The sequence below is a fragment of the Rossellomorea sp. KS-H15a genome (assembly GCF_024195245.1).
GTDB classification, from domain to species: Bacteria; Bacillota; Bacilli; order Bacillales; family Bacillaceae_B; genus Rossellomorea; species Rossellomorea vietnamensis.
Map to the genome: position 1 here is coordinate 4,371,036 of NZ_CP096886.1, position 23,614 is coordinate 4,394,649.

24 protein-coding genes are annotated in these 23,614 nt (G+C 44.6%); 1 reads left to right on the plus strand and 23 read right to left on the minus strand.

Features of this window, described 5'->3' with window-relative positions; all coding sequences use genetic code 11:
• Window positions 1-96: 96 nt before the first annotated feature.
• The 16 genes from M1J35_RS22445 to M1J35_RS22520 form a co-directional block, all read right to left on the minus strand.
• Complete coding sequence (locus M1J35_RS22445) at window positions 97-411, minus strand: MerR family transcriptional regulator (protein WP_034764248.1); 315 nt, start codon at window positions 409-411, stop codon at window positions 97-99.
• Window positions 412-537: 126 nt separating this feature from the next.
• Window positions 538-1,530 (minus strand): NAD(P)H-dependent flavin oxidoreductase, encoded by a 993-nt coding sequence (locus tag M1J35_RS22450; RefSeq protein ID WP_254652330.1) that lies wholly within the window; start codon window positions 1,528-1,530, stop codon window positions 538-540.
• Between the two features lie 184 nt (window positions 1,531-1,714).
• Window positions 1,715-2,977, minus strand: coding sequence for an MFS transporter (locus tag M1J35_RS22455; RefSeq protein WP_254652331.1), 1,263 nt, complete (start codon window positions 2,975-2,977; stop codon window positions 1,715-1,717).
• 106 nt (window positions 2,978-3,083) lie between these two features.
• Complete coding sequence (locus M1J35_RS22460; protein WP_254652332.1) at window positions 3,084-3,488, minus strand: PaaI family thioesterase; 405 nt, start codon at window positions 3,486-3,488, stop codon at window positions 3,084-3,086.
• Window positions 3,489-3,505: 17 nt separating this feature from the next.
• Window positions 3,506-4,285, minus strand: a complete 780-nt coding sequence (locus tag M1J35_RS22465; protein WP_371928772.1) for an enoyl-CoA hydratase/isomerase family protein — start codon at window positions 4,283-4,285, stop codon at window positions 3,506-3,508.
• 30 nt (window positions 4,286-4,315) lie between these two features.
• On the minus strand, window positions 4,316-5,479 hold the full coding sequence (locus tag M1J35_RS22470) for a thiolase family protein (protein WP_254652334.1): 1,164 nt from the start codon (window positions 5,477-5,479) through the stop codon (window positions 4,316-4,318).
• Window positions 5,480-5,502: 23 nt separating this feature from the next.
• Window positions 5,503-6,690 (minus strand): thiolase family protein, encoded by a 1,188-nt coding sequence (locus M1J35_RS22475; RefSeq protein WP_254652335.1) that lies wholly within the window; start codon window positions 6,688-6,690, stop codon window positions 5,503-5,505.
• A 23-nt stretch (window positions 6,691-6,713) separates the two neighbouring features.
• Window positions 6,714-7,862 carry an acyl-CoA dehydrogenase family protein gene (locus tag M1J35_RS22480; RefSeq protein ID WP_254652336.1) on the minus strand — a complete coding sequence of 383 codons (1,149 nt, stop codon included), beginning with the start codon at window positions 7,860-7,862 and terminating at the stop codon, window positions 6,714-6,716.
• A 14-nt stretch (window positions 7,863-7,876) separates the two neighbouring features.
• On the minus strand, window positions 7,877-8,731 hold the full coding sequence (locus tag M1J35_RS22485) for a 3-hydroxyacyl-CoA dehydrogenase family protein (protein ID WP_254653830.1): 855 nt from the start codon (window positions 8,729-8,731) through the stop codon (window positions 7,877-7,879).
• A gap of 39 nt (window positions 8,732-8,770) precedes the next feature.
• Window positions 8,771-9,652, minus strand: coding sequence for a 3-hydroxyacyl-CoA dehydrogenase family protein (locus tag M1J35_RS22490; RefSeq protein WP_254652337.1), 882 nt, complete (start codon window positions 9,650-9,652; stop codon window positions 8,771-8,773).
• Entirely contained in the window at window positions 9,633-11,267 is a 1,635-nt protein-coding gene (locus M1J35_RS22495; protein WP_254652338.1) for a long-chain-fatty-acid--CoA ligase, read from the minus strand. Before M1J35_RS22495 ends, M1J35_RS22490 begins: the two co-directional genes overlap by 20 nt.
• Window positions 11,268-11,321: 54 nt before the next feature.
• Complete coding sequence (locus M1J35_RS22500; protein ID WP_226676206.1) at window positions 11,322-12,470, minus strand: acyl-CoA dehydrogenase family protein; 1,149 nt, start codon at window positions 12,468-12,470, stop codon at window positions 11,322-11,324.
• 308 nt (window positions 12,471-12,778) lie between these two features.
• Window positions 12,779-14,209 carry a sigma-54 interaction domain-containing protein gene (locus M1J35_RS22505; protein ID WP_254652339.1) on the minus strand — a complete coding sequence of 477 codons (1,431 nt, stop codon included), beginning with the start codon at window positions 14,207-14,209 and terminating at the stop codon, window positions 12,779-12,781.
• Between the two features lie 196 nt (window positions 14,210-14,405).
• Window positions 14,406-15,623 carry an L-2-hydroxyglutarate oxidase gene (gene lhgO / locus M1J35_RS22510; protein WP_254652340.1) on the minus strand — a complete coding sequence of 406 codons (1,218 nt, stop codon included), beginning with the start codon at window positions 15,621-15,623 and terminating at the stop codon, window positions 14,406-14,408.
• A 27-nt stretch (window positions 15,624-15,650) separates the two neighbouring features.
• Window positions 15,651-16,586: a glutarate dioxygenase GlaH gene (glaH, locus tag M1J35_RS22515; protein WP_254652341.1), complete on the minus strand. Its 936-nt coding sequence runs from the start codon at window positions 16,584-16,586 to the stop codon at window positions 15,651-15,653.
• A gap of 242 nt (window positions 16,587-16,828) precedes the next feature.
• On the minus strand, window positions 16,829-17,167 hold the full coding sequence (locus M1J35_RS22520) for a DUF3870 domain-containing protein (RefSeq protein WP_371928699.1): 339 nt from the start codon (window positions 17,165-17,167) through the stop codon (window positions 16,829-16,831).
• Window positions 17,168-17,336: 169 nt separating this feature from the next.
• On the opposite strand from M1J35_RS22520, the gene M1J35_RS22525 reads away from it, so the two are divergent.
• Complete coding sequence (locus M1J35_RS22525) at window positions 17,337-17,489, plus strand: Fur-regulated basic protein FbpA (protein ID WP_079532243.1); 153 nt, start codon at window positions 17,337-17,339, stop codon at window positions 17,487-17,489.
• A gap of 52 nt (window positions 17,490-17,541) precedes the next feature.
• Here M1J35_RS22525 and trxB read toward each other — a convergent pair whose 3' ends face one another.
• From trxB to hisB, 7 genes are all read right to left on the minus strand, one after another.
• Complete coding sequence (trxB, locus tag M1J35_RS22530; protein WP_034764251.1) at window positions 17,542-18,489, minus strand: thioredoxin-disulfide reductase; 948 nt, start codon at window positions 18,487-18,489, stop codon at window positions 17,542-17,544.
• Window positions 18,490-18,641: 152 nt separating this feature from the next.
• Window positions 18,642-20,153 carry a tetratricopeptide repeat protein gene (locus tag M1J35_RS22535; protein WP_254652342.1) on the minus strand — a complete coding sequence of 504 codons (1,512 nt, stop codon included), beginning with the start codon at window positions 20,151-20,153 and terminating at the stop codon, window positions 18,642-18,644.
• A gap of 125 nt (window positions 20,154-20,278) precedes the next feature.
• Window positions 20,279-20,908, minus strand: a complete 630-nt coding sequence (hisIE, locus tag M1J35_RS22540) for a bifunctional phosphoribosyl-AMP cyclohydrolase/phosphoribosyl-ATP diphosphatase HisIE (protein ID WP_254652343.1) — start codon at window positions 20,906-20,908, stop codon at window positions 20,279-20,281.
• Window positions 20,905-21,663 carry an imidazole glycerol phosphate synthase subunit HisF gene (gene hisF, locus M1J35_RS22545; RefSeq protein WP_254652344.1) on the minus strand — a complete coding sequence of 253 codons (759 nt, stop codon included), beginning with the start codon at window positions 21,661-21,663 and terminating at the stop codon, window positions 20,905-20,907. Before hisF ends, hisIE begins: the two co-directional genes overlap by 4 nt.
• A complete protein-coding gene (gene hisA / locus M1J35_RS22550; protein ID WP_254652345.1) occupies window positions 21,657-22,391 on the minus strand; it encodes a 1-(5-phosphoribosyl)-5-[(5-phosphoribosylamino)methylideneamino]imidazole-4-carboxamide isomerase in 735 nt (244 codons plus the stop codon). Before hisA ends, hisF begins: the two co-directional genes overlap by 7 nt.
• The gene (gene hisH / locus M1J35_RS22555) at window positions 22,388-23,023 is read right to left on the minus strand and encodes an imidazole glycerol phosphate synthase subunit HisH (protein ID WP_254652346.1); all 636 of its coding nucleotides are present in this window, start codon (window positions 23,021-23,023) and stop codon (window positions 22,388-22,390) included. The genes hisA and hisH overlap by 4 nt, the downstream gene beginning before the upstream one ends.
• A 3-nt stretch (window positions 23,024-23,026) precedes the next feature.
• Complete coding sequence (gene hisB, locus M1J35_RS22560) at window positions 23,027-23,611, minus strand: imidazoleglycerol-phosphate dehydratase HisB (RefSeq protein ID WP_197035372.1); 585 nt, start codon at window positions 23,609-23,611, stop codon at window positions 23,027-23,029.
• Between the last annotated feature and the right edge of the window lie 3 nt (window positions 23,612-23,614).

Here is a 23,614-nt window from a genome sequence, read left to right on the forward strand (position 1 = left end):
CCCTGTTGGAGGGGTTATAATCCTGTTTATTATTGGAAGATCGGTCGGAGATATTCACATGGACAGTTCTCCAGACATCCAGAGGTCCGTCCCTCATCACTTTTTCTGAACCCCAAACTGTGCATTCAGCTGGCCTTTGATCATTTTTTTCTTCGCTTCTTTTCTCTCTTTTATGGTGAGTTCATGTTTGATTTCTTTCGTCGTGACCCCTTCTTCACGCTGGTCGGCGATATCCATCAATCGTTCCACATCGGAAAAGGAGTATTTGCGATATCCCCTGTTGGAGCGCTGTGGGAAAATCAGATTCTTCTCTTCGTAATATCGGATCTTCCTCTCGGTCAACCCCGTCAATTCGCTCACGACTCCAATAGAAATCACTTTCTTATCTTTATAGGAAGGTTCATTATCCACGGCTGCCTCATCCTCCTAAGCAGGGAATATCTTGATTATACATGCCCTTCCAGGGGTTTTGGGTTTTTATGTTAGAAAACCTTACAAACAATTCTTAATTGTTAGAAAAACAAATAGAGGAACGAACTATTGAGTTGTCTCCAGTCGATTAGTATCACTCCAAATCTTCCTCATTCTCTCCGTTGCGTGTCTTCCTTCACCTACCACCTCTGAGATGATTTCTTTTACAGTTTGAATTTCCCGGATTCTTGCTACGGATTGGCCACATGAAAATACACCTGCATCGAGGTCTCCTTCGTTGAACACCTTTGCAGACCTCTGTCCTGAAATGAAAGGTAAGAGTTCCTCCAATGTAGCTCCTCTACTTTCTGCATCCAACACTTTAAGAGCAATCGCATTTTTGCCCACTCTCGAAGTTGAACCAATTGATTTCTGAATCAATGCCGTATCTATTTCTGATGCTTGTACCATCCATCTTTTTAAATTGTCGTGGACCATTGCTTCTTGAGAAGCTAAAAATCTCGTACCCATTACGATGCCTTCTGCTCCTAAGGCAAGCATCGCAGCCAAGCCGCGGCCATCTGCAATCCCACCACCTGCAAGAACAGGAATAGATACTGCATCCACTGTCTGGGGAACTAAAACGATATTCCCCACATCCTCCATCCCTGGATGACCCCCGGCTTCAAATCCCACTACAGTTACAGCGTCGCATCCTACTCTCTCGGCAGTCTTGGCATATTTTACTCCTGCTACTTTATGAATAACTGTTACGTCATTATCTTTTAATATCTTCATATATGGTTCAGGATTTCTTCCCGAGGTCTCCACAATACGTATCCCTTCATCCAGCAATACATCTATGTATGCCTCGTTCGGCATTTTCTTCACGCTGGGAAATAAGTTGATATTTATGCCAATCGGCTTTTCTGTTAGTTCTCTTGCTTTTCTTATCTCTTGGCGCAGTTCCTCCGCCGTTTCAAAAGTGGCAGAGGTCATTATTCCGAGCCCTCCCGCCTCTGAAACAGCAGCTGCTAAAGGAGCACGGCCAATTCTGTACAAGCCTCCGCAAATAACAGGGTATTGAATGTTCAGCAGTTCTGTCATACGTGTTTTCATCTTTTTTCCTCCTCCTAAAATTCAATTCTACTTGTCAGCTTTCATAGATCTTTTTACATTAGTCTGTCTTAAAAAGAAGAAGCATGCCATCACAAGAGGCATACTTCCAAGGTACATAGCAGAATCGAGAAACGCTTAAGGGAAAGTTTAAGCCTTCCACGTGTTCATCCGGACGAATCCTTATTCATGAATACTTAATATTAGAATTTTCAGATAAATTATTATGCAGTTCTACCTTATTTTTAGCTATTGACGGTTTAACAAAAAGTGCAAACAATATTCCAAAAAGCAGAACAAGAACGGCCATAGACATGATTGATAAGTTATAACCTGCAATTTTATTTGCTCCAGCCAGTCCCACTATATAACCAGTCAACATAGGAGCGATGATCCCTGCGATATTGCCTGAAGACGTTAAGATGCTGGTCATCAATGCACCACGCTCCGGCCACTCATTAATCATAACGGTTGGTCCAATCGGCAAAATAGAATAGGTCAACCCTTTGGCTAAACACATAGCGACGATGACCCATACCGGATTTTGAAAAATGGTGATCGATGCCAGCAACACGGCTCCGAGGATCATTGCTCCGGCAACAACAAATATCCTTGATACCCGCCAGTTCTCGCTTTTCTTGAATAAATAATCAGATAGCATTGAAACCCCTGTATAAATAAGGACTGAAACAATTCCAATTACGGCTACGCTGTATCCCATTTTTGCCGGAGACATTTTTACCGCTTCTACGAGATAAATAGGTAACCAAACCGAAAACCAGACCACGAGGATATAAGTTGAAAAATAAGCCAGTGTTGTAAATAAAGCAGAAGGAGAACCAAGAAGCTTTAAAAAATCCTTTACGTTTATTTTACCAAGTTTTTCTTTCTTTTTCTGTTGAACATCCTGATATTTTTTCACAGGACTTTCTTTAGTGAAAAATTGAAATAAGAAGAACCATACGATACTCGCCACCCCAAGGCATGCAAAGGCTGATTTCCATCCTAATTGGGTAATCAAGAAAACGAGCAAGGGTGCTGCAATCATAGCTCCCACAGTTCCACCAGCCACAACAACAGAATTGGCAAATCCCCTTTGTCTTGGTGGAAACCATTTATCCGCGTGATTGTAGGCCACTGGACTGAATGGGCCTTCGAATGCCCCCAATAATACCCGGTATATAACGAGTAGTGGTAAAGCAGCAATCGCTAACACGCCAAACTGAAGGATGGCCCAGGTTAACATTAATAATCCAAGGACCTTTTTGGCCCCAATTCGATCGGCCCAAGCAGCTCCAAAGATACCTGTGACAGGATAAAGCCAGTAATAACTGCTCCCAACAAGTCCCCATTCCGCATAGGATAAATCCAGTTCTTTCATAATGGGAAGAGCCGCAAGCCCGATGATTGATTTATCAGCGAAATTTATCACTGCACCGAAAAATAACATTAGAAGAACAAACCACCGCATATGAATCCCTCTTTTCTTCGTTATTATTTATATAGTTCAAAAAAGGAGCTAGCGTTGTAAACGCTTACTGAAAAAACCAAAAAAATCACTTATCACGGACAAGCTTGAACGTGCCAATTCCCTTTGCCAGAATATTACCTTGACTATCCTTAATTTCCCCTTCAGTGAAAGCCAGTTTATATCCTTGCTGAAGAACTTTGGCCTCTGCGAAGATTTCACCTTCTGAAATACTGGAAAGATAATGAACGGTTAAATTCGTTGTCACTACTTTTGCCTTCGTGACGGACCGCGTGACCATGCCAAGAATATAATCCAGCATGGTTGCATGAACACCTCCATGAAGGGTTCCATTTATATTTAGTAAATATTCTCTAATATCCAGTTTGATTTTCACATTTCCTTCTTCAAAATGGACGATTTCAAACCCTATATGCGAAAAGAACGGGTTATCTTTAAATTTTTCTCGGATGTCTTCTATTGTATTTGGCAACGTTCGCCTCCCCCTTTTTATCTACCTTGATACTCTGGTTTTCGTTTTTCCAGAAATGCCGTCGTTCCCTCTCTCTTGTCTTCTGAAGAAAAGAGGACAGCCTGAGCAAGCTTTTCAATCATCAATCCTGTCTTCATATCCACGTCGGATCCCAGATTCACCGCAATTTTAGCTAACTTTACAGCTAAAGGGCCTTTTGACAGGATTTGACCCGCCACTTCTTCTACCTTTTCTTCAAGGTCTTCAGGATTGGATACTTCTGATACAAGACCGATTCGATGCGCCTCTTCCGCATCTATCAACTTGCCCATCAATATCATTTCCAGGGCCTTTCCTTTGCCGACGATCCTGACCAGGCGCTGCGTTCCTCCCGCACTGGGGATGATGGATAGATTAAGTTCCGGCAAACCAAGCTTGGCAGTGGTTGAGGCGACCCGTATGTCACATGCCATCGCTAATTCACATCCGCCTCCCAAAGCATAGCCATTAATCATGGCAATAGTAGGCTTCTCGAAAGACTCTATTAAATTGTACACATCTTGCATTCCGCTTGGACTTAACGCATCAAGCGCCGATTTTTCACGCAACTGGCCAATATCAGCTCCTGCAGCGAACGATTTATTTCCTTGCCCTGTAAAGATCAAGCATGCTATCGATTCATCTTTCCTTATATCTTCTAAAGCCTCTGTTATTTCTCCTAATGTTTCTTTTGTCAGAGCATTTCTCTGTTCAGGACGATTGATTACGATATAAGCGAGCTGTCCTTTTTTGATCAGGTCTATATTTGCAAATGTAATCATACCTATATCCCTCCATTCTTCATTTCTTTATCGTTCAAGTATTAACGCGATCCCTTGCCCTCCGCCTATACAAGCAGCTGCAAGCGCACGTTTTGCGTCACGTCTTTCCATTTCATATACTAACTTTGTAATGAGCATGGATCCTGTTGCTGCGATCGGATGACCGTGAGCAATGGCCCCTCCATTTACATTCACTTTCTTCATGTCCATAGACAGTTCCCTCTGACAGGCAAGCACCTGAGCAGCGAACGCCTCATTAAATTCAATCAAATCGAAATCTTCAAGGGAGAGACCTGTTCTCTGAAGCACTTTTTGAACAGCGGGGACTGGACCGATCCCCATTATATTTGGATCTACTCCTGCAACTGCCCACTCCTTTACTTTCGCCAATACGTCAATTCCCTTTTCAATAGCTCGATCTTCTGACATAAGAACAACAGCTGATGCCCCGTCATTGACACCGGAAGAATTCCCAGCCGTTACACTTCCCCCTTTTTTAAATACGGGAGAAAGCTTTGATAAATCTTCTAATGTCGTATTCGGACGAACATGTTCATCTTGATTGAAAGAATAGGATTCTCCTTTTCTATTCGTAATCGAAATTGGGACAATCTGTTCTTTGAAATATCCACTATTGATTGCATTGGCCATCTTTTGTTGGCTTTCGTATGCAAATACATCCTGTTCTTCCCTCGTTACTTCATACTTTTCAGCTAAGTTTTCCGCTGTTATTCCCATAGGAGGGTCACCGATACGTTCTGGCGATAGTTTTCTTTTTACAAATTGAGGAGGCATTCGATCATAGGGTCTACTTTGGGGTGCAAGTAAATATGGTGATCGTGACATGCTTTCCGTTCCACCTGCAAGAAAGACCTCTCCGCGCCCTGCCCGGATTTGATCAGCTGCAAGACCTATACTGTTAATTCCTGAACCACATTGACGATCGATGGTCATGCCGGAAATGGACAGAGGTAAACCGGCTTCAAGCAGCGTCAGTCTGGCCATATTCCCTCCCCCGGCAAGACAGTTCCCGAAGATGACATCATCAATGTCCTCTGCCCTTATATGGGCACGCTGAATCGCTTCTTTCATCACAGCAGCTCCATACATGGAAGGATCCATATTAGCAAGAGTCCCTCCTTGTTTGGCAATGGCGGTCCGAACGGCGGATACAATAACAGGCTGCTTCATAACATCCTCTCCTTATTTAAAATCTATAAAATGGTTTCTAGCATAATCGCCATACCCTGGCCGCCGCCTACACAAAGCGTCGCGATCCCATATCTTTCTTGTCTCTTGATCATTTCATGCAATAGGGTGGTGACGATCCTGGCCCCGGTTGCTCCCACAGGATGACCAAGGGCAATCGCCCCTCCATTTACATTCACTTTGTTCACATCAAGGTTCAGCTCCCGAATGACGGCCAACGCTTGAGAAGCAAAGGCTTCATTGAGCTCAAAAAGCCCGATATCTTCTACTTTCTTACCTGTCCTTTGCAGAAGTTTCCTCACAGCCGGTACCGGACCGATCCCCATCACTTCGGGAGAAACTCCTGTCGTTGCCCAATCTACTACCTTTACAAGCGGTTTAATGTTCAATCGTGAGGCTTCGCTTCTCTTCATTAACACCAATGCCGAAGCCCCGTCATTTCGACCGCAGGCATTACCTGCTGTAACCGTTCCGCTTTCCTTGAAAGCGGGCTTTAAACCCGACAGTTTTTCAATCGTTGTTTCAGGACGGGGATGTTCATCTTGATCGATTGTAACCATTCCCTTTTTTTGTTGAATCATAACCGGGACGATTTCATCTTTGAAAGCTCCATTTTCCATAGCTTGTGCCGCTCTTTGCTGACTCTCTACTGCAAAAGTGTCCTGATCTTCTCTAGAGATCTCATATCGTTCAGCTACATTTTCCGCTGTGATTCCCATTCCCAGATGATGTCCATATACTTCTTGTGGTTGCTGACCGTTTTCTGTGTTTGAATCTACCAGGATTGACCGATCTCCTCCAAAGCGCGCATTTCTTAAATAAAGGGGGGCACGACTCATACTTTCTGTCCCCCCTGCCACAATGATGGTTCCCTGGTTGGAGTCGATCTGCTGTACAGCCGAGGTAATGGCCTGCATGCCTGATGCACATAATCGATTGACGGTAAAGGCTGGTGAAGTCTCCGGTACCCCTACCCTCAATGCCGCTACTCTCGCAACATTTGATGATTCTGTTGATTGTCTTACTTCTCCTAAAATGACTTCACTAACTTGTTCAGCCGCTATGTCCGCTTTTTTTACTGCTTCTTCTATAACAAGACTCGCTAGATGACCGGAGCTGATTTCTTTTAAAGCACCTCCATAGCGGCCAATCGGCGTCCGGGCAGCACTTACAATGACGATTTCCTCTCGCATCTTTTTTCTCCCCCCTGCACTCGTCAGCTATACTCTTTCTTTAATTGCCCAGCTATGATGTTTTTCTGAATTTCAGATGTTCCTTCATATATTCTTGTAATCCTGGCATCCCTAAAAAACCGCTCAATTGGATAATCTGCAATATACCCGATCCCTCCGTGGACTTGAACAGCTTTATCTGCCACGCGGTTGTATACTTCTGAGCCAAATAGTTTGAGCATGGCCGCTTCCTTTACCACTTTCATTCCTTCATCCACCATCCATGCTACCCGATATGTAAATGATCTCAGTGACTCAACATCCACCGCCATTTCCGCTATCATATGAGATACGGCCTGATGTTCGAAAATCGGAACATCAAATTGAATCCGTTCCTGCGCATACGTTGCAGTTAAATCCAGAAGTTTCTGACACGAACCAAGATTGCGGGCTGCCAATCCGGCACGTCCGTTTGCCAGGATCTTTAGTGCGTTAACATATCCCTGTCCTTCTTCTCCCAATACGTTTTCAACAGGTACTTCACAATCTTCTAAAATGATTTCAGCAGAATGTGATCCCCTGAGCCCCATCTTCCGCTCCACTGCCCCGATATGAAACCCCGGGAATTCTTTTTCTATAATGAAGGATGTAATGCCCTTTGCACCCTTATCCGGATCTGTCACAGCCATCACCGTAAATATATCCGCTTCTGTCGCGTTTGTAATATAATGCTTCGTACCGTTTAAGATGTACTTGTCTCCCTTTTTCACAGCCGATGTTTTCAGATTCGTGGCATGAGAACCTGCACCTGGCTCAGTCAGCGCAAACGCCCCGATTTTTTCACCCCTTGCCATGGCAGGCAAATACTTACGCTTTTGTTCCTCGTTGCCCATTTCTACAATACCAACCGTCCCTATCCCCGTATGCGCCCCAATCAGAGTGGTATAACCGTTGTGCGTAGCTCCGATTTCCTCATACAGTGCACATTTTCCCACCATCCCGATCCCAAGCCCATCATAGGCTTCCGGAATGCTTAATCCGAACAGGCCCAGTTCTTTTGACATTTCTTTGATCCGGTCGGGGATTTTATCCTCTTGTTCGATTTGCATTGCCACAGCCTCTACTTCTGTTTGGACAAAATCACGTACACCTTTTTTCAAAAATTGAATGTCTTCGCTAAGACGAAAGTCCATCCTTTTCACCTCTTTCACGATTGTTTGCTATATTCGTAGAAACCTCTGCCCGTTTTCCTGCCTAATCTTCCCGCTTTCACGTACTTTGTAAGGATAGGGCAGGGACGATAGGTTTCACCGAGTGTCTTATAGAGATACTCCATATTACGGAGCCTCGTATCCAATCCGACTAAATCGGCTAACTCCAAAGGCCCCATGGGATGATTCAGTCCCAGTTTCATCGCTTTATCGATGTCCCCGATACTCCCTACGCCTTCCATGACCATCTTCATCGCTTCGTTGCCGATCAGGCAATTCATTCGGCTGACGGCAAAACCGGGAAATTCGTTGATCCTGACACATTCTTTCCCGATGGTTTCTCCGAACTGAAAACTTTTAGCCACCGTTTCTTCGGAAGTTTCTAATCCACAGATCACTTCAATTAATTTCATTTTTGGAACGGGGTTAAAAAAGTGAAGGGCGATACATTGGGGAGGTCTGTTCGTTTGAGCTCCAATCTCTGTTGGACTCATGGTAGAAGTATTGGTTGCCAGGATGGCATGCTTAGGCGCGTATTCATCCAATTGCTTAAAAATGCCGACCTTCAGTTCCATTACTTCAAGAACCGCTTCAATGACTAAATCAGCTTGCTCTGCCGCTTCCTGAAGATGTGTCGTATATTTTATTTTTTGGCCATAAGCGTTTGCCTGTTCGGCTGTCAGGAATTCTTTTTGTACTGCTTTTTGAAATTGGCTGTCTATATACTCTTTGCATGTTTCAAGGGTATGAGAATGAATATCCTGTACGGTAACCGATAATCCGGCTACTGCGCAGGTGTAAGCTATCCCCCGCCCCATCGTTCCCGCACCGATGATGGCTATTTGCTTGATCATATACACGCCCCCTTTCCGTTTTTGAATTCTTCTGGACTATACCCGGACGTTAGAATGATCGTAGGTGTAAAATCCTTTTCCTGTTTTCCGTCCCAATTCCCCTTTTTGGACTTTATCTTGCACGATTTGAGCCGGCTTGTCCGCTTCATCTCCACTTTCTTGATATCGTTGCATCCGCACAAAATAATTGACATCAATGCCTGTCAAATCCATGAGGGCAAAAGGGCCAATCGGATGGTTTAACGCTTTTGTACATACCAGATCGATTTCTTCATGATCTGCATATCCGTTTTCCAATAAATACACGGCTTCATCCATTAATTTCCCCAGGATCCGGTTGGCAATGAAGCCTGAAATCTCTTTTTTCAGAAGAACAGGTACTTTTTGAATTTTTTTGACTACCTCCACTGCAAGCTCTGCTGTCTCATCAGAAGTATGAGGTCCCCGTACCACTTCGACCAGTTCCATCACAAGGGCCGGATTAAAAAAATGTACGTTGCATACTTTTTCAGGTCTGTCCGTCACATCGGCAATCTTCGAACTGACAATGGTTGAGCTGTTCGTTGCCAGGATCGCATGCTTCGGAACGATCCCATCCAGTTTTGCAAAGAGTTCCCTTTTAGCCTCTAATTTCTCTACGATTGCTTCAATCACAAAATCCGCCTGCTGAAGATCTTCCAAAGAAGAGGAAAACATCATCCGGCTAAAGGCGTCCGCCACCTCATTTTCTGTTAATCTACCTTTTTGGATCCTTCTATCCATATGACCTTGCAGAGAATGTTTGGCCTTTGTAAGACTCTCATCACTTACGTCATGGAGAATAACCGAATATCCGCCCAAGGCACACACCATGGCAATTTGTGATCCCATTGCGCCAGATCCGACGACACCTATTGTTTTAATCTCGCTCATTTCCACGCTTATTCTCCTCCCTATTCCGTTCCTCTTGAACCAACAACCTCTTTAACAGTTTCCCGACTGTATTCCGAGGGAGCGACTCCCTTATTTCAAACTCCTTTGGCACTTTATAACGTGTTAGCTTCATATAACAATGACCTTTGATTTCTTCTAAATCCACCTGACAATCATCTTTGGGAACAATGTATGCCTTTACAACTTCTCCGTTTGCTTGATCAGGAATTCCGACAACAGCCGCTTCCTTCACATGGGGATGTTCATACAGGATACTCTCTACTTCCTGGGGATATATGTTGAACCCGCCTACAATCACCATTTCTTTCTTTCTGCCGACAATGTAAAAGTAACCCTCTTCATCCATCGTTGCCAGATCCCCTGTGAAGAGCCACCCATCCCGTAAGGAGCGACTCGTTTCCTTCTCATTGTTCCAATAGCCTTTCATTATTTGGGGTCCTTTAATGAGCAATTCCCCCACACAATTGGCCGGCAATTCCTGCCCATTCTGATCCACGATCATACAATCCGTACCCGGCACCGGGATTCCGATACTCCCTATCTTCCTTACACCGGTAGTGGGGTTGCGATGAGTGGATGGAGACGCTTCAGATAAGCCAAATCCTTCTAATATGGCTGATCCTGTTAAATACTCAAAACGTTTAATAATTTCAATGGGAAGAGGGGCCGACCCACAGGAACACATTTTTATACAATCCAGCCCATAGTCCTCTACTCCAGGATGATTGACAAATGCACTGTACATTTTGGGAACCCCGGGAAAGTAAGTAGGGCGGTATTCACGAATATTGTCCAATACATCCTCTATTTCAAATTTCTTGATCAGGAGCACCGTCCCCCCGATGTACAACCCAAGGTTCATGGCGCTTGTCATGGCATACACATGATACAGTGGTGTCGCAGTCAATACGACTTCCTCTCCCAGGAGCATGTTTCCACCATACATATATTGACTTTGAACGACATTGGCAATCAGGTTGTAGTGGGTCAAAACCGCTCCCTTCATCTTACCGGTCGTCCCTCCCGTGTACTGAATAACCGCCACATCCTCATGTACAGATACAGGTGCGGGCTTATCCAGGGAATGGGAGGAATGTTTTAACTCTTCTAAGCTGTGAAACCCGGATCCTTCACTACTTTTTTCCGCTTGTGAGACAAAGATATGCCGGAATGTATAGATTCCGGATACTTCCTTAACAGCTTGGATTGCCCCTGGATCCACAACTAGATAGGTTACATGAGAATCGCTTGCCAGCTGAAGGAGTTCCCTGGCCGTATACATTGGATTAATCTGCACGACGACCAGCCCAAGTGCCTGAGCAGCATAATAAGAAATGATATAATCAGGATGATTCGAGAGCATGAGACCGATCCGTTCCCCTTTGCTTGCACCGAGACTTCTCCAGGATGCCGCCAAGCGATCCACTCCATCCTTTAATTCAAGATAGGTCATCTTTTGATGTTCATAGATGATGGCTGTACGCTCTCCGTATTGTTCCGCCGACTTCTCCAAAATGCTATACAGGGGAATTTCCGGCACTTGAAACTCCTTATTGGTTGGATAAAATTTACTCCACGGCCGATCTAATAAGTTTTCCAAAGAGATTTCACCTTCCTCTTTCATTCAGCTCTATACTTATAGAGACTGGCTTTTTTAGCACTCCTGTAAAACGTTCCGGGCAATGATCAAACGTTGAATTTCATTTGTTCCTTCATAAATTTTTGTAATCCGTGCATCTCTATAAAAACGTTCCACCGGATAGTCGGATACATATCCCATCCCACCGTGAATCTGTACGGCTTTGTCGGCTACTCTGTTAAATACGTCCGACGCAAATAATTTCGCCATCGAGGCCTCTTTCACCACTTTTTTGCCCTCATCGATCTTTTGTGCTGCCATCATGGTCAACGTCCTTGCAGCTTCCGTTTCTGTTGCCATGTCTGCGAGCATCCATTGAATCGCTTGATTATCAGCAATCGGCTTACCGAACTGAATACGCTCTTTGGCATATCCCGCCGATAATTCAATTAACTTATCACATGATCCGACTGCTCTGGCAGCTAAACCAACACGGCCTTCTCCCAATATTTTAAGCGCGGACATATATCCCATTCCGACTTCGCCGATGACATTTTCTTCGGGGATGATACAATCTTCAAAGATGATTTGAGACGTATATGAACCTCTCAAACCCATCTTTTTGTCTTTTTTCCCAATGATCAACCCAGGGAAGTCCTTTTCCAACAAGAAAGCGGTTATTCCGCCTTTCGCTCCCTTATCTTTGTCCGTTAGAGCAAATACGGTAAATACATCGGCAATCGGACCGTTGGTAATGAAATGTTTGGTGCCGTTCATTACCCAATAATCGCCTTTCTTCTCTGCCCTCGTCGCCAAATTCGTCGCATCGGATCCCGCACCGGGTTCTGATAAAGCAAACGCACCGATTTTATTACCCGCAGCCATGTCAGGTAAATATTTATTCTTCAAATACTCTGATGCTAATTTCACAAGTCCCGTGCTTCCAATACCTGTGTGCGCGCTTATTAAAGAAACAAACCCGTTATGAGTCCTTCCCAATTGCTCAAGTACATTGGCCTTTTCTACTGTATTTAATCCGATTCCACCGTACTCCTCGGGAATACTGATCCCAAACAGGCCCAATTCCTTTGCCTTCTCTACTAAATGATCGGGAATCGCGTCTTCTTCTTCGATTTGCTGTGCATATGGTTCCACTTCTTTTTCTACAAAATTACGAATCATACTTTTCATTTGCTGCATTTCTTCTGTTAATGCTACCGTCATTGGTCATCTTCCTTCCTCAACAAGTTTTCACTAAATGTATTGCAAGAAGTGTGCCAACTCTTAGAATCGTTGCTTTAAGCGGACTCTTTCAACCGTAAAACCGAAAAAGATTCATTTTTGAATCGAAATAAATCGTTTAGAGGAAAAGTTGCTGTTTCCTTGATTCAATTGTGTATCGTTTGATTTATTTTTGAATCGAAAGATGATTATGTCTATATCTTTTTATCAAAAAAGGCCAATTCAAAGAACTTACTAATCTTTGAATTGCCCTATATCTTTTAAAAGAGTTGGAGCACCTAAAACGATTTCTACTCTTTTATTTTCAATCTATACTTTTTCAATTTTCTAACTATTGTAGGCTGACTTGTTCCTAAAGCCTCTGCTATTTCATATGTGGTATGACATGTATTAACAGCAAGCGAAAGCACTTTTTCTTCCGCTATTTCCACCGCTTCTTTGAGTGTCATCAGCTCTGTAAACACCAAACTTGAATTGTTGGATTCTTTATATTCTATAGGAAGATCCCGTATGGTTAATTCCTTTCCTTGAGTGGTGAGTACCATTCGTTCAATCAGATTAGAAAGTTCCCTGACATTCCCCGGCCAATTGTAGCGGTAAAAGAAATCGTTCAGTTTTACATCGATTGTTCTATCCTTCCCGTACTTGTGATTCGTCTGCTGTAAAAATAATTGAATCAGTGGCAGAATATCATCTCTTCTCCCCTTCAGCGGAGGGATCGCTATAGGGATCACGTTTAATCGATAATACAAGTCTTCCCGAAACTCACCATTGTGCACCATCTCTTTTAAATTACGATTTGTGGCGGCAATGATCCGTACGTTTACTTTCTTTGATTTGGTGGCCCCCACACGACGTATCTCTTTTTCCTGAAGCGTCCTTAAGAGTTTCACTTGCAATGCCAGCGATAATTCACCCACTTCATCCAGAAATAGAATCCCGTTATCTGCAAGCTCTAGCATCCCCGGCTTTCCATTGGAATTCGCCCCTGTAAACGCTCCAGCTTCATATCCGAATAGCTCTGACTCTAATAGATCTGGCGGAATGGCTCCACAATTAAGTTTAATGAACTCCCCCTGCTTAGCCCGTATACTTTGGCTATAAATAAATTTAGCCAATACATCTTTCCCTACACCCGTTTCACCTAGAATCAATACTGTGGCATCCACATCGGCAATGCGTTCTGCCATCTCATAAATCAGTTTCATTTGATGACTTGCAATCACGACGTCCCCGTCTCTTTTAGTAACGCCTTTTAATCGTTCAATTTCCTTTTTGTAGCTATTGTTTAATTCATTCGCTTTTTTTAAGGCCGTTTGCAACTCATTCAGTTCAGATAAATCCCGTATGTTGGTGACTACTTTTTCTATTTCGCCATCATCATTAATGACTGGATTACCCGTGATCAGAGTTTCTTTCCCTGAGTAATTATATTGAACCGTAGAAACAGACCTCTTTTGTTCGATTACCTTCTGTGTGACGGAACTCTTTAGAATTCCCCTTTTCATCAAAGCATCCACACTTTTGCCTATGTAATATTCTTTGGGGATACCTGTAATCCGTTCTATTGCAGAGTTCGTTTTAAGGGTCACTCCATTTTTATCCGTTATGTAGATGACATCGTACGAGCTTTCAATAATCGCCTCTAGTTCACGATTCAACGTCCTTAGCTCTTTTACTTCCTGTGTGACTTGTTCTAATTCGGATAATTCGGTATTCACGACAACCCCCACCTCTCAATTAACAAGTGAATTTCGATAAATTTAGTTGTATTTCTTCTTATTTCTCCAAAAATCCCAAAATACCTCCCGTATCGATCAATCTATGAGAATTGGCATATAAGAAGAAAAGATGAGGGAGGGAACTAAAAACAGGACCCTGTTATATAAATAGGGCCCTGCGTTTAGGAGTCTCGGATTAAGAATGGATAAATACCCTTGGACTCATTTCAAGTTCAGGGACTTTATCAGCAATGGCTTTCCCTATAGGGAAGCATGCTGTAGCTGCAGGTGAGGGGGCATTGCAGACGTGAATGCTTCGTTTACCCGGAACAATGAAGAAATCGTCGACCAATGTTCCATCTGATTGAAGGGCCTGCGCCCTTACACCCGAAGAAGCCGGTACAAGATCTTCTTCCTGAACGGAAGGAATCAGTTCCTGAAGACTTTTGACAAAGGCCTTCTTACTATAGGATCGCCACATTTCCTTTGCGCCTTCTTTCCAATACTTTGAGGCCAGCTTCCAGAATCCTTTATATGTCATCACTTCTGAAAGGTCCTTCACATCAAAATCCGTCTTTTTGTATCCTTCCCTTTTCAAACTGAGCACGGCGTTCGGACCGGCTTCGACCCCTCCCCCGATCATTCTTGTGAAATGGACGCCCAGGAATGGAAAATCCGGATTTGGCACAGGGTATATCAGATTTTTCACAAGATGATGCTTTTCAGGTATTAATTCGTAATACTCCCCTCGAAAAGGAATGATCTGTAAATCGATTTCTACCCCGGCCATCTTTGTCACCCGGTCGCTTTGCAGTCCCGTGCAATTGACTACAAATTTTGTCTGAAAAGTCTTTTTGTCTGTTACGATCTCAACGTTGTGGTCATGCTCCATCACTTGTTTGACTTCTGTATTTAGATGCAGCTCTGCTCCACGCTTCGTTAAATCATGCACCATCCTCTCACAGACTTGTTTATAATCAACAATACCGGCTTGGGGTACCTTTATCGCTTTTATCCCTTTCACATAAGGTTCTTCTTCCTTAATTTGTTCCTCACCAATCAGCGAAAGGTTCAGCCCATTCGCCCTCCCCCGTTGGAACAAATTCTCAAGCTGCGGCAGTTCAGATGATTTCGTAGCCACAATCACCTTTCCACATTGATCATAATCCACCCCATGTTCACGGCAGAACTGAATCATTTGTCTGCTTCCCTCCGTTGCAAACTTTGCCTTTAAACTGCCTGGTTTGTAATAGATCCCGGAATGGATGACGCCGCTGTTATTCCCGGTTTGATGCCTGGCCCAGGCGCTTTCCTTTTCTAACACAGCAAGATTCGCATGAGGGAAACGCCTGCTTAATGAGAAAGCTGTTGATAAACCAACAATGCCGCCTCCAATGACAATGATATCTTTCATTCTTTTCCCTCCTAATGGCAGCTACCCTCAGACTTTTGCAAAGTATCCTCTTTGTCTTAATAATTCACGGTATAAGTTTGGATTTTTTTCAAATGCTGCCCTTCCATGGAGCCAGAAATGATTGTTGATCATCACGATGTCACCTATTGGCAGGGGCAGTGCGATCGTAGCGTCACTGTTCTCCATGGAGTCGGAAAGCTCTTTTAAATACGTTGCTTGTTCTAACGTTGCGGGATACGCAAACTGGTCAATGAAGCAGATGCATGGTTTCCCATTTTGTTCATAGAAGGTTTGATTGTATACCGTTTGACTCACATTTTTACTTGAAGGTGCTTTGTATTCCATGCGCGCCGTCGCCAATGGATGGTTTGAGAATCTCTCTAAGTCCTCCCAATCGTCTAAATGAAGCAATCGGGATTCTCCTCCAACAGCATTCTCTTCAGCGAATTTCATCATCAACAGCCAGTCCGTCGGCTCATCCACAAACGTACCATCTGTATGCAATGTGAATAAACGATAAGCCTGGCGCAGGTATGAATCGCTGCTATCCGTGTCTTTCACGTTGAACCTTGCGTAGTAGGTGCTGGACATGGCATCGAAGTTGACTCCCCCTACAAGATGGGTCAGGGCTGTAGAGAATTTAACATAATCTTGATCAGACACCGTTTGGTTCTGCATCCCAATGGTAAAACCTCCGGACGTTCGATCATGTAAAATGGAGCGGATCGTCTCCACAAAGGTTTCCCCTGCAATTTTCTGCAGCCGTTCTGCCAACACCAATCGCATATATGGGACATATTCCAACTGCTGTGCATTTACATCCTGATTCTGTTCCAAAAATATGCGAAGTACCCCGTTACTCACTTCGATGGAGTAAAGGCGATGATGATAAGGATGCTCCTTCACCTCAAATGTATCGTATTTACCCGTAAACGATTTTAAACCCTCTTGAATCACGTTCATGTTTTCTCCTCCTTTTTATTTAAGCAATAAAAATAGCCAGCTATATCAATCCTTGCACACATGTATGCAAAGAATATGATACAACTGGCTACGGCCTACTTACGGCTTCTGGCAGGAAGTCCGATAGGCTTAACAGTTTATTTTAGTTATGGCTAGTGAAATAAATTACTTATCATGGAAGGGGAACCTTCCTAGGAGTAATCTGATAACTATAGTGTATTAAATCATCAGGGCTTTGTCAATTATTTATTAGAAAATTCTATTTTTTCACTCTGGTTGATGTAAAGATATTGTTTATATGCATCTTTTACCGCAGCAACCAATGCCGATTGGGCTTTCCCGTGGTAATGTCCCTCAATCTCTTCAATGATAGGTTGGAGACCATCGAGCAAACTATGTCCTTTCAGTAATTGATCCAAGAACTTTTGGGCATGACCGGTCGCTAGTGTACAGGATGCATCGAGGATTACCCAGTATTTTAAATCCGTCTCTAGTGTAATCGTTAATGTTTGATGAATATCACTTGCTGCCATCCCTTGCGGCAGCTTGGCATGACCAGCCAGCATGACTGTTTTTTTCAATGCGAGACCCCCCTGTTGGTATGCTACTCAACTTGAATAAGTATCTATATATGGATTCGTCATTGTACTCTGAATCCCTTTATCTCTGGAAGAAAACTTTACAAAGTAAATGATTTCCTATTCCATCCCCCTTACACTACCATTAAGAATCCAAAAGGAGTGAACACGCATGCCATTTTTACGTGAAGCCGTTGAACAGCAGAGACAGCAATTTATTCGTCGGTTGGTAGAAGCTGGTGTTTACAAGCCATGTGATGAAGGATTGAAGAAATTGACCCTGTCGGAGTTGGTGTATGTGTTTAACAAGCATAAGAAGAATTGAACAATAAAAAAAGCCTGACGAGAGAGATCCCCTTTCGTCAGGCTTCGTTACATTAACCGTTTTTGACTTTTTCTTTCAGCTCTTCAATATAGTGCTGAGCGGTTTGCGCGGCGATGCTGCCGTCACCTGTTGCCGTTACGATTTGGCGAAGTTGTTTTTCACGGACATCGCCGGCTGCAAAGATACCAGGTACCTTTGTTTCCATTTGTTCGTTTGTTTCGATGTATCCTTCAGAGTTGATGATACCGAGGTTCGCGAATGGCTTCGTCAATGGAAGCATTCCGATATAGATGAAGACACCATCCGCCTGGAAGTCTGTTTCTTCTCCATTTTCAGTGGATACAAGAGTGACACTTCCGACTTTACCGTCTTTATCGTTGATTTCTTTTATTGTATGGTTCCAGATGAAATCCACTTTCTCGTTATCAAACGCACGCTGTTGCAGGATCTTTTGAGCACGGAGCTCGTCGCGGCGGTGAACGATCGTCACTTTGTTAGCGAATCTTGTCAGGTAAACACCTTCCTCGACGGCAGAGTCCCCTCCACCTACGACAACAAGGTCTTTTCCTTTAAAGAATGCTCCGTCACATACGGCACAGTAAGAGACTCCGCGTCCACCAAGTTCTTTTTCACCAGGGACACCGATTTTCTTATATTCAGCACCCGTTGTGATGATCACGGCACGGGCCTTGAATTCTTTTGAACCGGTTTTGACGATTTTGAAATCCTCGCCGTCCACGATTTCCTTGATGTCTCCGTATGCGTATTCCGCACCGAATTTTTTTGCATGGTCGAACATTTTATTTGAAAGATCAGGTCCAAGAATATGGTCGAAGCCAGGGTAGTTTTCCACTTCTTCCGTATTCGCCATTTGTCCGCCCGGCACTCCTCTTTCAAGCATAAGCGTTGAAAGACTTGCACGTGACGTATAAACAGCTGCAGTCATTCCTGCAGGGCCTGCACCTACAATGATTACATCATAAATTTTTTCTTCAGACATAATGACATTCTCCTTCCGAAACAGTCGTAAGCACATTCTTTATTCAATACTATGGCCAAAGGTTGGAATGGCGTCCAGAAGCCTTCAACCTATAGTATTTACTTCCTACACCTATCCTATAAAAAATAGGTTCATATCGTCCAAAAATATGCTCAGGGCAGGTAACTTTCCACGACCGCTATATATTTTGTCAGGGTGCTTGTGGATAAGTCAAACCGGTCGCAAAGCTGCTTCTTCGTCACCTTTTCATTCCTGAGACGGTTCCAGACGAATTCCGTTGCCGCTGCAAATGCTTTGGCATTCTTGAAGGTTTCCCGTTCCTTGATGCCCCGGTAGGCAATCGTGAACCACGTAAGGAATAAGCCGGATTCCACGCTCGTAATCGGGTGATGATCACCATATAGATGAAGGGCGACCTGGTGCATATTCTGGATTTCCTGATTCACTTTGATCGAGCTGTTGCCGTTACTATTCAGTACCTGCGCCAAATACACCTTCTCGACGATGGACAGATCCTCTACATCACAAAAATCTGCGTGAGTGAGGATGGCCCTCTGATTATCAGAGATGGACGTCAGGAATAGGCCGAATAATTTCTCTTCCGTATACTCACTTTGAAGTTTTTTCAAGATGGATGTGACGTGATTTTCAAAACCTTCTGCTTGCTTTTGGTCGTTCCAAGGCTCGAGCCCTTCTTTTTCCGGGTTGACCTCCAGTACTTTTTTCCACGCATTACGGGCCGTATCTTCATGACCCGTTTCATAAGCGGAATAGGACAACCAGTAATAGAAGCTCGCGTCGCCTTCGAAGCCGATCTTCTGAAGGGACTTCAACCAATCATACGCACGCTTTGAATGCCCCACAAGGGCAAATGTTGCTCCAAGCTTGTAACGGTGTTCATGGAGCAGGGGTCGGACCTTCTCGAGCCCCTGGATCAATTCCTCCAGCTCGTCATGGCGCTTTTGATAGAAATAAAAGACCGCTGTATTGCACAGTGCATGAAGATTACCCGGATTCTTCTCCAGCACCTCTTCCAGGGTGGCGGATGCTTTATCCACTTCCCCCAGATAGAAATAGGCAAGGGCCAGATTATTATAAGCGGACCAGAATTCCGGATAGTCACGGATGACACCCTGTAACGTATCCACAGCTTTCTGGAAGTGACCGGATTCGAGGAGTTCCCTTGCTTTTTCCTGCTGGACGATGAGCTCATCATGCTCATAAAGATCATCCACGATCAAGTCGGAATCCAGTTCCAGAAGCTCCAACAGGTCTTCGGCATCCTCGACGAATTCACCGTATTCTTCTTTATCCAGGTAAGTGGAGACCTGTTCGTACGCCTCTTTAAATAACCCCAGGTGGGCGTAGTTATTGGCCAAGAAATAATGGCATTCCGTCATATGGGGATCAAGATCCTCTATTATATTATGCAATAAATCATTGGAACGCTTGTATTCACCCAGTTCTGTATACACAATCGATAATTGACAGGCAATCATCGGTTCAATCGGTTCTAATTGAAATGCTCTATTTAAATATTTTAACGATTTCTTAAGTTCACGACGTTGATAAGCTTTCATCCCTTTGTTGTAGTAATACTCACCAGTCGGGACAAAAGACAACACTTTCGCTTCTTGACTACTTAATTTTGACCCTTTTCTCATCAAAGTCCTCCGAAACGTTCATAGTATAACTACAGTAGTATATCATACAATACACCCGTACTAAACTACCATATTTTGAGGGACGGACCTTCGCGCCAGGCGCGAAGGTCCGTCCCTCAAGGGTGTTATTTATTATGACGTTCCACGAGGACATCCAAGACCGTTTCGAGTGGAAGTTTTTGTTCCCTTAGTAAGACAAGGACGTGGTAGAAGAGGTCGGCGACTTCCCATTTGAGCTCTTCACTGTCCCTGTTTTTCGCGGCAATGATCACTTCTGAAGCTTCTTCCCCTACTTTTTTCAGGATTTTGTCCACACCTTCTTCAAAAAGATAGGTTGTGTACGCTCCTTCCGGACGCTCGATTTCACGATTTCCGATCAGTTTTTCAAGGGTGAGAAGGATATTTTCTTTTGATGATTTCTCCTCACCAAAGACTTTTTCATGGAAACAGCTGTCCTCACCCTTATGGCAGGCAGGACCTTCCTTCGAGACGAGGACCAGAAGGGCATCCCGGTCGCAATCCCACGTGATATTCTCGACCGTTTGTGTATTCCCGCTCGTTTCACCCTTATGCCAAAGTTCTTGGCGTGACCGGGAATAGAACCATGTTTCCCCGGTCTCAACGGTTTTTTTCAGTGATGTTTCATTCATATAGGCTAATGTGAGTACATCCTTCGTTGCAGCATCCTGTACGATGGCGGGCACAAGGCCTTTGTCGTCATACTTCACGGATGTAATCCAATCAGTGTTTGTCATCGTACGTGCACCTCTTCTTTCCGTAAGTAGCTTTTTACTTCTTCTACACTCGTTTCTTTATAATGAAAAATGGAAGCTGCCAAGGCCGCATCGGCTTTCCCTTCTGTGAACACGTCTTTAAAGTGGGCGGCATTCCCGGCACCGCCGGAAGCAATCACGGGAATCGATACCGCTTCGCTGACTGCATTCGTAAGAGCCAGGTTAAACCCTTTCTTCTCCCCATCGCTGTCCATGCTCGTCAGTAGGATTTCCCCCGCTCCGAGGGCTTCTACTTCCTTCGCCCATTCAACGGCATCAAGGTCTTTCAGCTTCCTGCCTCCGTGGGTGTAAACCTTCCACCCGTTGGTTCCTTCGTCATATTTGGCATCAATCGCCACTACGATACATTGGGAGCCGAAGTAATCGGCCCCTTCCCGGACCAGCTCAGGCCTAAGTACGGCTGCTGTATTCAGGGAGACCTTGTCCGCCCCTGCTCGGAGGATCGCTTTCATATCCTCCACCGAATTGATCCCTCCACCCACTGTAAAAGGAATCGCCAATTCCGCTGCCACATGTTGAACGACCTCGACCATGGTTTTCCGTCCTTCGTGTGATGCGGATATATCCAGGAACACCAGTTCATCCGCACCTTGCTCATCGTATACCTTGGCAAGTTCAACGGGGTCCCCTGCATCACGAAGTTCCACGAACTGAATGCCCTTTACCACCCGGCCGTCCTTTACGTCCAGGCATGGGACGATACGTTTCGTTAACATGACCTCACCTCGTTTACAGCTTCACTGACAGTGAACTTCCCTGTGTAAAGGGATTTCCCGCAAATCGCACCTGACACGCCCCGGGATTCATATTCCTTTAACGTCTTTAGATCTTCCAGTGAGCTAATGCCTCCAGACGCAATCACTGATTTCCCTGTTTGTTGGGCAAGATCCACAACTGCTTCAACATTGGGACCAGATAACATTCCGTCTGTGGCAATATCGGTAAATATGAATGTTTCCGCTCCGGCATCAGCGAGTTCCTTTCCAAGATCGACGGCTTTAAGAGCAGAAGTTTCCAGCCAGCCATGGGTCGCCACATAGCCATCCTTCGCGTCAAGCCCGATGGCAATTTTATCACCATATTCCTGTAGCCATTCTTTCACTAATTCCGTGTTGGATACGGCGATGCTGCCAATGATGACCCGATCGACACCCCTGCTTAAATAGTGTTCTATATCCTCTTTGGATCGGATGCCTCCCCCGATTTGAACCTTGGCATCGAGTTTTTCTGCAACGGCAATCACAAATTCATCATTGATCCGGGAGCCTTCCTTCGCCCCGTCAAGATCCACCATATGGATCCACTCTGCGCCTTCATCGACGAATTTCTTGGCCATATCAAACGGGGAGTCTCCGTAAACCGTTTCCTGATTATAATCCCCTTGCACCAATCGTACGCATTTCCCGCCCCGCATATCGATGGCTGGATAAATCGTAAAACTCATGAGACCCTCTCCTTCACTCGCTTTGTAAAGTTTTCTAACAGCTGCATGCCAAGCCCGCCGCTTTTTTCAGGGTGGAACTGCATGCCGTATATATTGTCACGGCTCACGACGGCAGGGATTTCCACTCCTGCATACTCAGCGCTTGCCGCAATCACGTCTTCTGATCCTTCATGCACATAATACGAATGCACAAAGTATACATAGCCTTCCGTTAATCCTTCTAAAAGGGTGGAGTTTTTCTGGAAACGGAGAAGATTCCAGCCCATGTGAGGCACTTTATAGGCATTCCCTTCCCTATCCTCTTTCGGGATGCGAAGCACTTCCCCGGGCAGCAGAGCCAATCCCTTCGTCGTTCCATTTTCCTTGCTTTCCTCAAATAGGAGCTGCATGCCCAGACAAATGCCAAGGAGCGGCTTGCCGCTTTCTGCAAACGTCAGGATGGTTCCTTTTAGATGGGTGGTTTCAAGAAGACTCATGGCATCCTTAAATGCCCCGACCCCGGGCAGTATCAACCCATCGGCACTCAATAGCTCTTCTTGTTTATCACTTATAAAGTAAGGGACGTTCAATCGTTCCAGTGCTTTACTGACACTGAACAGATTTCCCATTCCATAATCCACAATTCCGATCATGAATCATAACATTCCCTTCGTTGATGGTACCCCTTTTACCCGGGGATCAATCGTGGTTGCTTCATCCAGGGCGCGTCCCAGTGCTTTGAAGATCGCTTCGATGATATGGTGGGTATTGTGACCGTAATGCACGATGACATGAAGGTTCATCCTTGCTTCAAGGGCCAGCTTCCAAAGGAATTCATGAACAAGCTCCGTATCGAATGTCCCCACTTTCTGACTCGGAAGTTCTGCACGGAATTCAAGGTGAGGGCGATTACTCAGGTCCACCACGACCTGGGCAAGGGCTTCATCCATCGGGACCATGGCCGATCCGTAACGCTTGATGCCTTTCTTGTCTCCGAGTGATTCAAGCAAAGCCTGTCCGAGGCAGATGCCGATATCCTCTGTCGTGTGGTGATCGTCGACCTCCGTGTCCCCGTTTGCCTCAATCGTACAATCGAATTGTCCATGCTTCGTGAACAGATCCATCATATGACTCATGAACGGGACCCCTGTCTCGATCCTCGAATTCCCTTCCCCGTCGATACCAAAACTCAACCGGATATCTGTCTCATTCGTCTTACGCACAATCTCTGCACTTCTCACCAT